The sequence below is a fragment of the Azospirillum sp. A29 genome (genome assembly GCF_042604625.1).
Taxonomy (GTDB): Bacteria; Pseudomonadota; Alphaproteobacteria; order Azospirillales; family Azospirillaceae; genus Azospirillum; species Azospirillum palustre.
The window spans coordinates 670,393-686,152 of sequence record NZ_CP170463.1 but is presented as its reverse complement, the minus strand read 5'-3'; the positions used below and the strand labels follow the sequence as shown (position 1 = coordinate 686,152).

12 protein-coding genes are annotated in these 15,760 nt (G+C 69.9%); 8 read left to right on the top strand and 4 right to left on the bottom strand.

Translation table 11 applies throughout. The features are described from left to right. Positions 1–45: 45 nt before the first annotated feature. The 3 genes from ABNQ38_RS11670 to ABNQ38_RS11660 all read right to left on the bottom strand — a co-directional run bounded on the left by ABNQ38_RS11670 (position 46) and on the right by ABNQ38_RS11660 (position 2,261). A complete protein-coding gene (locus ABNQ38_RS11670) occupies positions 46–960 on the bottom strand; it encodes a LysR substrate-binding domain-containing protein (protein WP_377806999.1) in 915 nt (304 codons plus the stop codon). A gap of 74 nt (positions 961–1,034) precedes the next feature. Then, positions 1,035–1,616, bottom strand: coding sequence for a hypothetical protein (locus ABNQ38_RS11665; RefSeq protein WP_377806998.1), 582 nt, complete (start codon positions 1,614–1,616; stop codon positions 1,035–1,037). Continuing rightward, the gene (locus tag ABNQ38_RS11660; RefSeq protein ID WP_377806997.1) at positions 1,617–2,261 is read right to left on the bottom strand and encodes a DUF4365 domain-containing protein; all 645 of its coding nucleotides are present in this window, start codon (positions 2,259–2,261) and stop codon (positions 1,617–1,619) included. Positions 2,262–2,360: 99 nt separating this feature from the next. Here ABNQ38_RS11660 and clpB point away from each other — a divergent pair, with 99 nt between their 5' ends. The 5 genes from clpB (at position 2,361) to ABNQ38_RS11635 (ending at position 8,638) form a co-directional block, all read left to right on the top strand. Next, positions 2,361–5,045: an ATP-dependent chaperone ClpB gene (gene clpB / locus ABNQ38_RS11655; protein ID WP_377806996.1), complete on the top strand. Its 2,685-nt coding sequence runs from the start codon at positions 2,361–2,363 to the stop codon at positions 5,043–5,045. 136 nt (positions 5,046–5,181) lie between these two features. Then, positions 5,182–5,976, top strand: coding sequence for an SDR family oxidoreductase (locus tag ABNQ38_RS11650; protein WP_377806995.1), 795 nt, complete (start codon positions 5,182–5,184; stop codon positions 5,974–5,976). A 23-nt stretch (positions 5,977–5,999) separates the two neighbouring features. Next, positions 6,000–7,367, top strand: coding sequence for an aminodeoxychorismate synthase component I (pabB, locus tag ABNQ38_RS11645; RefSeq protein ID WP_377806994.1), 1,368 nt, complete (start codon positions 6,000–6,002; stop codon positions 7,365–7,367). Beyond that, positions 7,364–8,170: an aminotransferase class IV gene (locus ABNQ38_RS11640; RefSeq protein ID WP_377806993.1), complete on the top strand. Its 807-nt coding sequence runs from the start codon at positions 7,364–7,366 to the stop codon at positions 8,168–8,170. Before pabB ends, ABNQ38_RS11640 begins: the two co-directional genes overlap by 4 nt. A gap of 24 nt (positions 8,171–8,194) precedes the next feature. Further along, positions 8,195–8,638, top strand: a complete 444-nt coding sequence (locus ABNQ38_RS11635; RefSeq protein WP_377806992.1) for a GyrI-like domain-containing protein — start codon at positions 8,195–8,197, stop codon at positions 8,636–8,638. A 33-nt stretch (positions 8,639–8,671) separates the two neighbouring features. Here the strand turns inward: ABNQ38_RS11635 and ABNQ38_RS11630 are convergent, their stop codons facing one another. After that, positions 8,672–10,264 (bottom strand): caspase family protein, encoded by a 1,593-nt coding sequence (locus tag ABNQ38_RS11630; protein WP_377806991.1) that lies wholly within the window; start codon positions 10,262–10,264, stop codon positions 8,672–8,674. Positions 10,265–10,535: 271 nt separating this feature from the next. Here ABNQ38_RS11630 and ABNQ38_RS11625 point away from each other — a divergent pair, with 271 nt between their 5' ends. From ABNQ38_RS11625 to ABNQ38_RS11615, 3 genes are all read left to right on the top strand, one after another. Next, positions 10,536–11,351, top strand: coding sequence for a YMGG-like glycine zipper-containing protein (locus tag ABNQ38_RS11625; protein WP_377806990.1), 816 nt, complete (start codon positions 10,536–10,538; stop codon positions 11,349–11,351). 112 nt (positions 11,352–11,463) lie between these two features. After that, positions 11,464–14,790 (top strand): caspase family protein, encoded by a 3,327-nt coding sequence (locus ABNQ38_RS11620; RefSeq protein ID WP_377806989.1) that lies wholly within the window; start codon positions 11,464–11,466, stop codon positions 14,788–14,790. A gap of 24 nt (positions 14,791–14,814) precedes the next feature. Then, positions 14,815–15,657 carry a DUF4384 domain-containing protein gene (locus ABNQ38_RS11615; protein ID WP_377806988.1) on the top strand — a complete coding sequence of 281 codons (843 nt, stop codon included), beginning with the start codon at positions 14,815–14,817 and terminating at the stop codon, positions 15,655–15,657. Positions 15,658–15,760: the final 103 nt, after the last annotated feature.

The window sequence follows — 15,760 nt, the reverse complement described above, 5'->3', positions numbered from 1 at the left end:
GGGGGGTACGCCGCTCCGACCTATTCCCCTCCCTTTATCCGGGCCTCAGCGCCAGCCGCCGTCCTGCGTCAGGCCTGACAGGATGTCCGTCAGGATGGCGTGGGTGGCGCGGGCGGCGGCCGACATCGGCCGGCCGGCGGCGTGGGCCAGCAGGATGCTGCGGTCGATCTGCGGATCGGCGATGGGCAGGCCGGTCAGCCGCTCCGCCGCCACGCCGTGGCGCGCCACCCGGTCCGACAGCACGGTATAGCCGCAGCCTTCCGCCACCAGCGCCTTGATCTGCTCCAGCGCGTCGATCTCCAGCGCCACGGTGACGCTTGCCCGCGCCAGCAGGGCGGCATGCTCCACCTCCTCGCGCACGCCGTGCGGCCGGCCGGGCAGGATCAGTGGCAGGGAGAGCGCCTCGGCGAAGGGGATGGCGCTGCGGCCGCGCAGCAGCGGATCGTCGGCCGGCCCGACCAGATGCAGCTTCTCGCGCGCCACCAGTTGGGTCTCCAGCCCGCCCATCTCCTTGGTGCCGAACACCAGCGCGAGGTCGAGCTGCCCCGACAGCACCCATTCCAGCATATGGCCGGACAGCCCCTCGACCACCCGCAGGCGGATTTGCGGGTGGGTGCGCCGCACCGCCAGCGCCAGCGGCACGGTCAGCACCGGCCCCAGCGAGGTCGGGATGCCGACGGTCGCCGGCCCTGCCGGCACCGCCTCCACCGCCCGCACCTCGTCGCGCAGCCCGTCCATCTGGCCGATCAGCGCCGCCGCCCGCTGCGCCAGCCGCCGCCCGCTTTCCGTCGGCACCACGCCGCGCGCCGTGCGCAGCACCAGCTGGCAGCCGAAATCCTCCTCCAGCCGCTTCAGATGCAGGCTGAGCGCCGGCTGCGCCACCCGCAGGGAATCCGCCGCGCGGGAGATCGAGCCATGCTCGACGATGCCCAGGAAATAGCGAAGCTGCCGCACATCCATCCCGCCGGAACCCCTGCCGTCCATACCGTGGCGCTATGAAAGGGGCGGCGGGGATCGTGTGTCAATATGGGGGGTCAGTGCTTTCGGAAATTGGATGTTTGGTTCAGAAAATCTTTCAGTTCATTGAACTGAGAGGCGCCCCTGGAGGTTGACAACGCTGCTTCTTCCGCGGCCAAAGCAGCTAGTTCTATAAACTTAGCCAAGTCGTCTAGATCGCTGCGAGCGGCATCGCTTCCCAAAGAATCAAGGCATGCTTTTATAGCCAGTGCAACGTCTGCTCTGTCATCTTTCATACCCCTTGAGGATTGAGATGATCCTCTTGTTGCGTCTTCTTTGATGATTTCATGCAGATCCAAATGCTTCTTTCTTCTATATTCGTCCAGTTCCGCGCAAGCGTCCTGCAGTTTCTTATCTTTGACTTTGGCAATGGAGTGGAACAAATCGACCATACGCCATTTGAAATCCCCAACATTCTGCGTGTTGGGGATAACGGCTTCATAAACCTGTCCATCGACTTGTAGGCGATACAGTCTTGCCAGAGATCCATATGGACCTGCATCCACCCAACCGTTGCCCTTGAGATAGGTGATGACGTCATCGGGGGTCAGCGACTCCGCCGTGTCGAGCATCTTTGCAGTTATCATGTCGGTAGACATTCAAGAACCTCCCCGACTGGCAAAGTCGGTCCGCTCCAGCAGATCAAGGATAGCATGATGATCGAACAGGCTGTCCGGCGAAATACGAACGGCGACGCTCTTTGTTCCAACGTCCGGCGCACCCCGCATATCAACCCAATAAGCGGCGCGGCGCATGATGGCCGCATCGGAATCCACTTCAAGCCAATCATCCGGGTCGTTCGGCAGATCCAGAACAACCAGCAACACCGGGCAAGTCGCCGGCCGACGCAGTAGATCATAGGTGCGACGGTCCAACGGAAAGGACAAGGCACGTCCATCGTCGATTCTTGCAAGGCGGACTGTCGCCTTCAGCTGGATCAGGATCCTTGCAGTGAGAGAACCTTCAACCGGCGATATCCACAAATCCACGCCGTTGCGATCCACCGCCGGGGTCAAAACCTGACAGCCGGCGCGCGCCGCGACCATGGCTACGAACGCGTATGACAGCCGCTCTTTGATATCGCTTGTTTTGGTTGTGACAACCGGCATGGTATGGGTGGTGAGTAGATAGTATCCATGAAAATTCGCGCTTTCATACCAGCTCCTGATCGGGTTTTGGTGCAATTTTCGTCGGAGTGATGCCGAAATCGCCCCCCTCTTGATCGCCGCAAATCCGTTAACCATTTACCCATCAGGCACCGGACGGTCGCGCATTCGCGGACTGTCGGGGGCGCCGTTCCGCGCCGGATGACTGGGCGGAAGACCATGGAAACGGAGTGCCGGATGGACTTCGGTCAATTCACTGATCGTGCGCGCAGCGTCATTCAGGCCGCACAGATCGCCGCCCTTGCCGAGCGGCATCAACAGCTTCTCCCCGAACATCTGCTGAAAGCCCTGATCGACGAGGGCAGCGGCGTGGCGGCGCGTCTGGTGCGCGACACCGGTGGCGACCCCGATCTGCTGAAGTCCGCGACCGAGGAGCAGCTGTCCCGCGCACCGGTCCAGGCCGTCGCCGACGACGGTCCGCAGCCGCTCTACATGTCGCCGGCGCTGGCCGCCGTGCTGCAAGGCGCCGTCGCTTCGGCGCGCAGCGGCGGCGACCGCTTCGTCACGGCGGAGCGCCTGCTGGAAAGCCTCGCCCGCCAGAGCGGCCCGCTGCGCGCGCTGTTCCGCCGGGCCGGCGTCGATGCCGACGCGCTGGCCGCCGCCGCCGATGCCCAGCGCAAGGACCATCCCGCCGACGCGGAGACCGAGACGACGGCCGGCGAGGCGCTGGCCCGCTACACCCGCGACCTGACCGAAGAGGCGCGGCAGGGCAGGCTCGATCCGGTCATCGGCCGTGACGACGAGATCCGCCGCACCATCCAGGTGCTGGCGCGCCGCACCAAGAACAACCCCGTCCTGATCGGCGACCCCGGCGTCGGCAAGACCGCCGTGGTCGAGGGGCTGGCCCAGCGTCTGGCCTCCGGCGACGTGCCGGAAGGGCTGAAGGACCGGCGCGTGCTGTCGCTCGACCTCACCGCGCTGCTGGCCGGCGCCAAGTTCCGCGGCGAGTTCGAGGAGCGGCTGAAGTCGGTCCTGAGCGAGGTGCAGGAGGCCAATGGCCGCATAATCCTGTTCATCGACGAACTACACACCCTGATCGGCGCCGGCCGCACCGACGGGGCGATGGACGCCGCCAACATGCTGAAGCCCGCGCTGGCGCGTGGCGAGCTGCGCTGCGTCGGCGCCACCACGCCCGACGAGTACCGCAAATACATCGAGAAGGACGCCGCGCTTGCCCGCCGCTTCCAGCCGGTGACGGTGGACGAGCCGTCGGCCGACGACGCGGTGTCGATCCTGCGCGGCATCAAGGGCAAGTACGAGGTCCATCACGGCGTGCGCATCGCCGACGCGGCGGTGGTCGCGGCGGTGAGCCTGTCGGCGCGCTACATCGGCGACCGCCGCCTGCCCGACAAGGCCATCGACCTCGTCGACGAGGCGGCGAGCCGCCTGCGCATGGCCATCGACAGCAAGCCGGAGGCGCTCGATGCCGTCGACCGCCGCGTCGCTCAGCTGAAGATCGAGCGCGAGGCGTTGAAGGCCGAGCCGGACGCCGCCTCGCAGGAACGCCTGCACGTCCTAGAAGGCGAACTGGCCGAGGCGGAGGCCCGCCAGACCTCGATGGAGGAGGAGTGGCGCGCCTCGCAGTCCCGCCGCACCGAAGGGCGCCGCCTGAAGGAGGAGCTGGACCAGGCTCGCACCAAGCTGGAGCGCGCCCAGCGCGACGGCGATTGGGCCAAGGCCGGCGAGCTTGCCTATGGCGTGGTGCCCGATCTGGAAAAGCGTCTGGCCGAGGCCGAATCGCGCGCCAGCGCCGAGCGTGACGAGGTGACGGCCAAGGACATCGGCGCCGTCGTCACCCGCTGGACCGGGATTCCGGTCGAACGGATGCTGGAGGGCGAACGCCAGCGGCTGAAGGGCATGGAGGACAAGCTGGCCGAGCGCGTCGTCGGCCAGAAGGAGGCGGTGCGCGCGGTGTCCAAGGCGGTGCGGCGTGCCCGCGCCGGGCTGAAGGACCCCAGCCGTCCGACCGGCTCCTTCCTGTTCCTCGGCCCGACCGGCGTCGGCAAGACAGAACTGGCCAAGGCGCTGGCGTCCTTCCTGTTCGACGACGAGACGGCCATCACCCGGCTCGACATGTCGGAGTATATGGAGAAGCACGCTGTCAGCCGGATGATCGGTTCGCCGCCGGGTTATGTCGGCTATGACGACGGCGGCTCGCTGGCCGAACGCATCCGGCGCCGGCCCTATCAGGTCGTGCTGCTGGACGAGGTGGAGAAGGCGCATCCCGACGTGCTGAACGTCCTGTTGCAGGCGCTCGACGACGGACGGCTGACCGACGGGCAGGGCCGCACTGCCGACTTCCGCCACGCCATCCTCATCATGACCTCCAATTTGGGGGCCGAGGCGCTGAGCGCCCTGGGCGACGACGAGGATATGGCCGGCGTGACGGTGGAGGTGATGGACGCGGTGCGCAAGGCCTTCCGGCCGGAGTTCCTCAACCGGCTGGACGATGTCCTGATCTTCCGCCGGCTGGGCCGGGACCAGATGTCGCGGATCGTCGACATCCAGCTGTCCCGTGTCAACGAGCGGCTGGCCGAGCGCGGCGTCACCCTGGCGGCCGACGCGGCGGCCAAGCGGCGGCTGGGCGATCTGGGCTGGGATCCGGCCTTCGGCGCCCGTCCGCTGAAGCGGGCCATCCAGGGCCTTGTCGAGGACCCGATCGCCGAGCGTCTGCTCGACGAGGAGGTGGAGGGCAAGACCACCATGACCCTGTCGGTGGTCGACGGCCAGCTGGCGCTGGACGGGGTGGTGGTCGAGGAGGACCGGGCGCACGGCTTCAAGGCGCCGGAACGCCCGCCGCTCGGCTTCGCCCTGCCGCCGGTGGCGAGTTCCGCCGCCAGCCGCGAGGCCTCGGTCCACTGACGGTCCACTGCCGGGTGACGTGTGACGGGGAAGGGGGCGCAGGCTTTGCGCCCCCTTTTCCATTTCCGGGGCTGCCCTTGGGCCGCTGCGTCTGCTAAATGACCGCTGCAACGCCGCACCGGACAGGGGGCAGGACATGACCGCGACGACTCCTTCCAATTTGGCCTACCTGTCGACTTTCTCGCTGGCCGGTCAGGTGGCGCTGGTCACCGGCTCGGGGCGCGGGCTGGGGCTTGAGATTGCGCGGGCGCTGGCCGGCTCGGGCGCGCATGTGCTGCTGAACGGCCGCGACGCCGCCACGCTGGAGGCCCGCGTCGCCGAGATCGAGGCGGCTGGCGGCAGCGCGTCGGCGCTGCCCTTCGACGTGGCGGACCGGGCGGCGGTGCGCGATGCCTTTGCGCGGATCGACCGCGAGCATGGCCGGCTCGACGTGCTGGTCCAGAATGTCGGGCAGCGCAACCGCAAGCCGCTGGCCGATCTCACCGACAACGAGATCACCAGCCTTCTCGACGTTGATCTGGCGTCCAGCCTCATTCTGGCGCGTGAGGCGGCGCGGCTGATGCTGCCGCGCGGGCGTGGCCGGCTGATCGCCGTCACCTCCGTCGCCGGGCAGATCGCGCGGGCCAACGACAGCGTCTATGCCGCGGCGAAGGCCGGGCTGAACGGCATGGTGCGGGCGCTGGCCGCCGAGTACGGCGCGCAGGGCCTGACCAGCAACGCCATCGCCCCCGGCTTTTTCGCAACCGAAACGAATGCGGCGATTGCCGGCGATCCCGACCGCGGGGCCTATTTCGCCAACCGCACGCCGCTGCGCCGCTGGGGCCGGCCGGAGGAGATCGCCGGGGCGGCGGTGTTCCTGGCCTCGGCCGCGGCGTCCTATGTCAACGGTCACGTCTTGGTCGTCGATGGCGGCGCCACCATCTTGATGTAAGCCGCCGGCCGACTGCCCCCACCATGCTGACGATCCCGATCTCCTGCGGCGATCCCGCCGCCCTGTTCCGCCCCTGGAGCGTCGCGCCCTGGGCGATGCTGCTCGACAGCGCCGCCTCTCACCCGCAGAACGGGCGCTATTCCTATATCGTTGCGGACCCGTTCCAAACCGTGGAGGCCACCGGCGGGCAGACCCTGGTCGACGGCCGGCCGGTCGGCGGCAGCCCCTTCGATGCGCTGGAACGGGCGCTGGCCGCATGTCCGCTCCCCTCCGCCGGCCCGGTTCCCTTCACCGGAGGGGCCGTGGGCTTCATCGGTTACGAAGCCGGAACGGCTTTGGAGGGCCTGATCTCCCGCCACGGCAATCCGGGCGGCCAGCCCGACTTCGCCTTCGGACTTTACGATGTCGTCGCCGCTTTCGACCGGCAGGAGCGCCGTGCCTGGGTGATTGCCGCCCGGCCGGAGGCGGAGGACCGCGCCCGCCGCATGGCGGCGCGGCTGTCCGTTCCGTCACCGGAACAATCGGCCGGGCCGGCGCCGCTGCGCTGGCGGTCGGAGCTGACCCGCCCCGACTATCTCGACCGGGTCGGGCGGGTGCTGGAGTATATCCGGGCCGGTGACATCTATCAGGCCAACTTCACCCAGCGCTTCCTCGCCGAGACCGGCGGGGTCATCGATGCCTATGCGCTCTACGAACGCCTGCGTGTCTTGAGCCCGGCGCCTTTCGCCGCCTTCCTCAACTGCGGCCCGAGGCTGAGGCTGGCCGGGGCGTCGCCGGAGCGCTTCATCCGGCTTGGCGCCGACCGCAACATCGAGACCCGGCCGATCAAGGGCACCCGTCCGCGCCACGCCGATCCGGCGGCAGATGCGCGGGCTGCGGCTGAACTGTCGGCCAGCATCAAGGACCGGGCGGAAAACCTGATGATCACCGACCTGCTGCGCAACGATCTGGCGCGGGTGTCTGAAATCGGCAGCGTCAAGGTGCCGGTGCTGTTCGGGCTGGAGAGCTTCGCCACCGTCCATCACCTCGTGTCCGTCATCACCGCGCGCCTGCTGCCGGGGCTGGGGCCGGTCGATCTGCTGCGCGCCGCCTGTCCCGGCGGGTCGATCACCGGCGCGCCGAAGATCCGCGCCATGCAGATCATCGACGAGCTGGAGGTGGCGCGCCGCGGCGCCTATTGCGGCTCGGTGGCCTGGATCGGCTTCGACGGCGCGATGGACAGCAACATCGTCATCCGCACCCTGTCGGTGACGCCGGACGCGGTGATCGCCCAGGCCGGCGGCGGCATCGTCGCCGATTCCGATCCGGCGGACGAGCATGAGGAAATGCTGGTCAAGGCCCGCGCCCAGCTGCGCGCGGCGGGGGAACTGGTGGGGGAGGGAACGCCATGACGATCTGGCTGAACGGGCGGTTGATCCAGGCGGCGGAAGCGCGGATCGACCCGGCCGACCGCGGCTTCACGCTCGGCGACGGGCTGTTCGAGACGATCCGGATCGAGGACGGCGTTCCGCGCCACCTGCCGCGCCATCTCGACCGGCTGGCGGCGGGCGCTGAACTGCTCCGCCTGCCGCTGCCCTACAGCGCCGCGGAACTGACCGGGGCGATGGCGGCGCTGATCGGGGCGGCCGGCATTGCCGACGGCGTCCTGCGCCTGACCCTGTCGCGCGGCACCGGCGCCCGCGGGGTGCTGCCGCCGGCAGACGCCCAGCCGACCCTGCTGATGACCGTGGCGCCCGCCACCCACATGACCGCGCCGGTGGCCGCAGTCGTCGCCCGCAGCACCCGCCGCAATGAGCATTCGCCGCTGTCGCGCCTGAAGTCGTTGAACTACCTCGATTCCATCCTGGCCCGGCAGGAGGCGGCGGAGCGCGGTGCCGACGAGGCGCTGCTGCTGAACGCCGCCGGCCGGCTGGCGGAATCGAGCGTCGCCACCCTGTTCCTGTCGGTTGGCGGCCGGTTGCTGACCCCGCCGGTTGCCGACGGCGCCCTTCCCGGCATCCGCCGCGCCCTGATCCTGGAACGCCATGGCGCCGAGGAAGCGCCGCTCGGCTTGGAAGACCTCGCCCGCGCCGACGAGGCCATCCTGACCAACAGCCTGGGCCTGCGCCCGCTGGTGGCGGTCGATGGCCGCCCGGTCGGCAGCGGGGCGGCGGGACCGGTTCTGGCCCGCCTGCTGGCCGATCCCGACCTGTAATCCGTTGCCATCCAAGGGACCGTGATGATCGAAACCGTGAGCTTTCCCGAACTGACAATCATCGGCTGCATGGTGGAGGCGAGCGGCGAGGAACTGCCCGCCGCCGTCGCCGCCGCGTGGGAGCGCGTGTTCGCCGCCGATGTCGGAACGGCGGCCTACGCCGCGGTGTCGCTGCCGGACGAGACCGGGCTTCACCGCCGGCTGGTCGGCTTCATGGCGGCCAAGGCCAGCGAGATCCCCGACGGCATGGTCCGCCTCGACCTCGACGCCGGCCGTTACCTGCGCACCGCGCAGGACGGTCCGCAGGCGGCGATTGCCGACGGTTTCGCCCGGCTTCACGCCCATGCCGAGGCGAACGGGCTGAAGCTGTCGGGCATAGCGCTGGATTTCGGCCACCAGCCCGGCCAGCAGGATGGGCGCCACGAACTGCATCTGGCGCTCGCCCCGCAACTGCCGGCGCTCGGCTGAAGGCCCGGCGACGGCCAGTCAGCGCGCCGTGCTTCAGCGTGCCGTGCTGTAGACGCCGTGGATGCCGAACTCCACCGGCTGTCCGGCCAGATGGCGGTTCAGCAGGGCGGCGACCTCCGCGGCGGCCGGCTTGCCGTCGAGCGCGGCGAGGTCGCGTTGCAGCGCCGCCATCGGCTTGGGCGAAGCGATGGCGAGGAAATGGTCGGCGCCGAAGGGCGGCTCCACCGTCAGCGCCAGCCGGTAGGGGCCGCCGCGCGGGATCTGCGGCGGGTCCTTGCGGTCCGCCAGCGGGTAGAGGTAGTTGACCGTGCCGTCGGCGGCGAGGTTGATCAGGGTGAAGTAGGTGCCGCTGTTGCCGCCGATGTCGAGCGAGACCGTTTCCCCCTTGCGGTAATCGCGGTCGCCCGGCTCGACGGCCAGCGCGAGCGAGCGGTCCTGTGCCGCCGCCTTCACCCGCAGAACCAGGGCCCATTTGTCGATCACCCCCTGCACCCGCCGCCGGGTCTCCGGGGCCGCCGGGTCGCCGGGAATGCTGGCCAGCACGTCGCCCGTCGAACTGACCACCTCGCCGGAGGCGCTGTCCCAAACCAGGGCGGCATCGTCCTTGCCGGCCGGCGCGATGCCGGTCAAGCCCGCCGCCAGCGTCTTCGCCGCCGCCGGCTTGCCCAGGATGCGCAGCGGGATGGCACCTGCCGCCGGCAGCAGGGAGGGCGGCTTCGGCCGGCCGGCGACCGGGTCGATCAGTGGGACCTCGCCCCGGCCGCGCGGCTGGACCTGCGGATGCTGCCGCCCTTCCAGCGCCATGCGCACGGCGCCGCGGATGTGCGCCTCCAGCTCTCCCTTGGTGACGATGCCGTCGCCGTCGCGGTCGGCCTGCCCGCGGAGCGCGTTGGCGAAGGCCCAGCTCAGCGCGCCGCGCGGCTTACGGTCGATCAGCACCTCCGGCGCCAGCTCGTGGTCGGCCACCGCGGCGAAGAAGGTGACGTTCGGCTGCTCTTCCGCCTCCGCCTGCAAGGCGGCGCGGGTGGGCGGGGGCAGGGCGTCGTCCTCAATGCGGTCGACCGGCACCCCGTCGATGGTCGCCACCCGGGTGCCGAGCTTGCCGGCGCGGTCGTCGAAGGCGCGGGTCATCGTTCCGGAGTGGCACGAATCGGAGACGAAGATCACCCGGCGCGGCGCTGCCTCCTTGAACAGGACGGCGATCTCGTCGTCGGTCAGGCGCTGTGCCGTGCCGGGGCCGCGCGGGGCGAAATCGGCCAGCACCAGGAATTCGTCCAGCCCGTCGGCCTCGCTGCCGGGTACACGCTCGGGTTGTTGTGCGCCATGGCCGGCGAAGGTCAGCACCAGCGTCGAGTCGGGGGAGGTTTCGGCGATCAGCTGCCGCCAAGCGGCGATGATCCGGCTGCGCTCGGCCTCGCCATCGACGAACAGGCGCAGTTTCCGCACACCCAGCCCCTTCAGCGCATCGGCGATGTCGCGGGCGTCGTTGACCGCCCCCTGGAGCGGATTGATCCGGCTGTAGTTGTCGATTCCGATCACCAGCGCGGCGATTTCCGCCTGTGCCGGACCTGCGGCCAGCATCGGTCCGGCGGCGAGCGAGAGGCCCGCGAACGCAGTCGCCAACATGGTCAGCCGCCGCAATGCTGCAATCATTCGATGCCCCCCGATACCCCAGAAGAGACCTGCCCACCCGAACGGGTTACGGCCGATGATAGTTAAAAGACTGCACGAATTGGTAGCAATGCCCCCTTCCTTCAGGGTTGTTGCTGTGGCAGCGTTGCAGCCGGGTTCGAGCCGCCGTGACGATTCAGCCGCTGGGGGGTGGCGCCGATGGTCACGGTTTCGGATCTGAAACGCAAGACGCGATCGAACAGAAAAGCAAACGGGAATCCAGGCAATGCGAAGCAACCGTGTCAGGGCAAGCCTCCTCTCCGTCACCATCGTCGCCATGGCGCTCAGCGGCTGCGTGACCACGCAGCAGGACCGCATCGGCGCCAATGACGGGTCCGATGCCTGCTACCAGTACCGGGTCGCCCTCGATTCGACCGGCAATTTCTACGCCGAGGATATGCTGAAGGGCGCCGCCATCGGTGCGGGCGCCGGCGCTCTGACCGGTGCGCTGGCCGGCGGCAACCTCAAGAGCGCCCTGATCGGCGCTGCGGCCGGGGCCGCCGTCGGCACGCTCGGCGGCTACTGGAATTCCCGGATGCAGCAGGGCCGCGATCAGGCAATCCTGGGTGTGGCGAACGATCTCGACACCGAGAACCAGAACCTGGACCGCACCCAGGTCGCGCTCGACCAGCTGGTGAACTGCCGCCGCGCCGAGATCGCGCGGGTCAAGGCCGACTACAAGGCGAACCGCATCGGCAAGCCGGAGGCCGAGCAGCGCCTTGCCCTGATCCGCGGCCAGCTGGACAAGGACTACGCCATCGCCAGCAGCATCAACCAGAACATCGTCAAGCGCCGCGACGAGTATCTGATCGCCGCCGACAACATCGAGCCGGGCGCCGCCGCCAAGATCCGCACCAAGACCGCGGTCAAGGCGCAGACCAAGAAGAAGCCGGCCAAGCAGACAACGACCGCCAGCGCCGCCTCGCCGTCGCAGGTGGTCCAGCGCACCAACACCGCCTTCGAAACGTCGGAGCGCATCAACGCCTCGACCAACGCCATCCAGCAGATGGCCCAGAAGGAAGCCACCCTCGACGCGGTCTGAGGCGCGTCCGAGGCGCGATCCGACAAGGTCCGATAGGATCCGCCCGGCTGCAGCATCCCCAGGGGTGCCGCGGCCGGGCGGTCTTCGACATTCAGTGCAAGCGGAACCGACGATGGCCGGCTGTCTCCCTCACAGAATCGCGCTCCTGCGGTGCGGCGCCCGCTCCGGCGTTCTCCTCGCGGTCCTCCTCGGCCTTCTGCTGGGCTGGCTGGCGGCGGGAAGCGCGCTGGCGGGCGACGCATCGACGGGTGCGTTCCTGCGCATCGAGACCGGCGGCCACACCGCCCGCGTCAACCGACTGGCCAGCGATGCTCAGGGCCGGCTGATCGCCACGGTGTCCAACGACAAGTCCCTGCGCCTGTGGAGCCGCGACGGCGAGCCGCTGGGCGTGCTGCGCGTGCCGATGGAGGCGGGGGAGGAAGGGGCGCTCTATGCCGTCGCCCTGTCCGCCGACGGGTCGCTGGCCGTGGCGGCCGGCAACACGGGCACGAGTTGGGGCGACGGCGTCACGCTCTACCTGTTCGACGTGAAGGCCCAGCGGCTGAAGGCGCGGCTTGCCGGCCAGCCGCAGGTGCTGAACGATCTGGCCTTCTCGCCCGACGGGCGGTTCGTCGCCGGGGCCTTCGGCGGCACCGCCGGGATCCGTGTGTGGGACAGCGCCAGCTTCAAGCCGGTCGCCGAGGATGCCGGCTACGGGGCGCGGGTTTCGGCGCTGGCCTTCTCGCCCGACGGACGGCTCGCCACCGCGTCCTTCGACGGCAACATCCGTCTCTACGATGCCGGCTTCAAGCAGAAGGCCAAGCGCAAGCCGGGCAGCGGCATGCCCTATTCGGTGGCCTTCTCGCCCGACGGATCGCAGCTGGCCGTCGGCTATGCCGACCAGACGCGGGTCGACGTGCTGTCCGGCAGCGACCTGAAGGCGCGCCTGTCGCCCAAGACCACCGGCATCTCCGGCGGCAGCTTCGCCGCCGTCGCCTGGGACGGCACGGCGCTGGTCGCCGCCGGCACCGCGACGCAGGACGGCGCCCGCAACGTGGTGCGCCGCTGGGCCGATGGCGGCAAGGGCGCCTTCGCCGATACCCCCGTCGCGCGCGATTCGGTGACCCACCTGCTGGCCCTGCCCGGCGGCGGGGTGGCCTTCGCCGCCGCCGACCCTGGATGGGGCGTGCTCGATCCGGCCGGCCGGCTGCTGTTCGCCCGCATCGGCGACATCGCCGATTACCGCGACATCCATCTCGGCCGTTTCGGCCTATCGGACGACGGGCTGGTGCTGGAATTCGGCATGGAGCAGGGCGGCCGGCGGCCGATGCGCTTCGACGTGCTGGCCCGCAGCCTGACCTCGGCGCCCGAGGCGCTGCCCGGCCTGAACCGCCCGTCCGCCGAGGGGCCGGGCATCGGCGTCTCCGACTGGCGCAACAGCCGGACGGCCAAGGTCAACGGCCAGCCGGTGAAGCTGGACAGCGGCGAGTGGGCGCGCAGCGTCACCGTGCTGGGCACGCAGCGCCGCGTCCTGCTCGGCGGTGAATTCAGCCTGCGGCTGCTCGATTCCGCCGGCGCCGAGCTTGCCCGCGCCGAGGTGCCGGCCGCCGTGTGGGGCGTTGTCGCCTCCGCCGATGGTCGGGTCGCCGTGGCGGCGCTGGGCGACGGCACGCTGCGCTGGTATGCCCTGTCCGGCGGCACCCGCCCGCTGGAGGAGCTGGCGGCGCTGTTCCCGCACCGCGACGGCCGCCGCTGGGTGCTGTGGACGCCGGAGGCCTTCTTCGACCATTCCGAAAGCGGCGGCGAGACCCTGGTCGGCTTCCACCTGAACGACCCCAAGAAGAAGGGGCTGCAATGGGTGGAGTTCAAGCAGGTCTATCGCGTGTTCGACGCCCCCGAACTGGTGCGCGCCAAGCTGCGCCAGACCGGGCAGGCGGAGATCGCGGCGCGCCTGTCCGCCATCGGCGACATCCGCCTGCTGACCCAGCGCCGTCCGCAGGTGACCCTGCTGGATTACTGCACCGTGCCCGCAGCCTCCCGTGGTCTGGCGCTCGGCACCGGTGCGGTTGAGGCCCCGACCACGACTACGACCCCGGCCCCGGCGGTGACGGCGGATGCCGAAACCTGCCATCCGCTGGACATGACGCCGGTCAGCCGGGCCTTTGCGCGCGCCAAGGAGCCGGCTCCGGCCCCCGCACCGGCGGCAGCCGCAAAGGCGCCGCCGCAAGGGGCGGCCCAGGCGGCGGATCCCGACGGCACGGCGGACACGCCCCGCCTGACCGTGACGCTGCCGGAGGGGATCGGTGCGGTGCGCCTGCGTTACCGTGTCGCCGATACCGGCGGCGGCATCGGCTCGGTCGATTTGTTCCGCAATGGTCGCAACGTCAGCGGCCAGGACAAGTCCCGCGCCTTCGCCCGCGCCAAGGATCCCTCGCCGCAGCCTGCCGAACAGCCCTCCCCGCAGCCATCCTCGCCGTCCGCAGCCGACGCCGCCAAGGACCAGGGGCCGGCGCCGGAGGAGCGGGTCAGCATCGTCCGGCTCGATCCCGGCAGCAACCGCGTGCAGATCCGTGCCTACAGCGGGTCCGACGCCATCTACGAGCGCTCGGCTCTGGTCGATTTCGTGCTGCCGGCTCCGGTCGCGCAGGCGGAGGACGGCAAGGCGCGGGACGTGCCGGACCGGCCGCGGCTGATCACCTTCGTCGTCGGCATCGACAAGTACCGGCCGGCCGGTTCGCAGCTGCGCTTCGCCCGTGCCGACGCCACCTCCTTCGCCGAGGCGGTGCGCGGCCGCATTCCCGCGACCTACGACCGGGAGCAGTCGCTGGCGCTGTCGCGGACGCTCTATGACGAGGAGGCGAGCCGCAACGCCGTCATTTCCGGGCTGGAGGCGCTGGCCGCCGCCGCGCGGGAACAGGACACGGTCGTCCTCTACCTTGCCGGCCATGGCGTGATCGTGCCGTCGCCGAAGGACCCGTCGGTCAAGCTGTACCATTTCATCACCCAGGACGTGGCCGCCACCACGCCCGAGGCGATCACCCGGCAGGGCCTGTCGGAAAAGGATCTGAACCGGCTGGTCAGCGCCATTGCCGCCCGCAATGTGCTGGTTCTGCTCGACACCTGCCATTCTGGCGCGGTGTCCGCCGGCACGGTCGACAAGCTGTACCAGGACATGGGCCAGCGCTATCTGCTGGCGGCCTCGTCGGAGCAGGAGGAGGCGCTCGACAGCTATGACGGCCGCAACGGCATCTTCGCCCATGCGGTGCTGGAGGGGCTGAAGGGCAAGGCCCTGCTGCCGGGCGACGAGGCGGTCTACAATCTGACGCTCGGCCAGTACGTCAACCGCGCCGTGCCGCGTCTGGCGCGGGAGAAGCGGTGGAACCAGTCCGCCATCTTCAAGACCGGCGGCAACGAGCTGAACCCCTTCCCGCTGGCGGCGCCGGAGCCGGCGAAGCCCTGAACGCCTGTATGGAAAGCGCCCATCATGATCCGCGTCCTTTCCGGTCCGTCACTCCCGCGACTTTGGGGAGCCCGGCTTTCGGCGGCGGCCGGCATCGCCTGCCTCCTGACGGTCGGGGTGTCGCAGGCCCAGTCCCCGCCGCCGGCGGCTGTGGACACCCCGCGTCCGACCGCCGCCGAGGCTCGCGGGCAGGTTGACGCGGCGGTCGGCCGCCTGACCTGCGCCGGTGTCGAAACGACGGAGACCGGCAAGGGGCTGCGCATCGCCGGCTATGTCGGCAGCGACGAGGATGCCGGTGTCCTGAAGGCGGTACTCACCGCGCTGCCGCCCGGCATCGATCTCGAGGCGCGGGTGGCCGTGCGGCCCTGGCCGCTGTGCGAGGCGCTGGACATCGCCGGGCTGGCTGGTGGGCCGAAGGAGAATCCGGAAGGGCAGAGGGCCGACGCCCCGACTCTCGGCTTCAACCGGCCGTCTCTGGTCTACCGCAAGGGCGAGACGCTGGAGATCACGGTCACCGCCGGCATGCCGGGCCATTTGACCGTCGACTACATCGACACCGACGGCAGCGTGATCCACATGGTGCCGATGCGCCTGCGCCGCGACGACCGTGTGGAGGCCGGGCGGCCGGTGACGCTCGGCGTCGCGAAGTCGGCGACCGACCGCATCTACACCATCGCCCCGCCCTTCGGCCCGGCGATGATCCTGGCGCTGGTGACCCGCGACCCGCTGTTCCCCGCCGACCGGGAGGAGGTCGAGCCCGCCGGTCCCTATCTGGCGGGCCTGCGCGCCGCGCTGGCGGCGTTGCCGGCCGATGCCAAAGGCGCCGTGGCCGTCCGCTCCGCCGTCCTCACCACCGTCGCCGAGTAGCGTGGCCGCCACGGTCTTAACGAATCCACTGCTGGCCCGCACTGCCGTCCATTGCCAGATGCCGGGGCAAACACTATGATTCAAGCGGTAGAAGCCGGGTGTC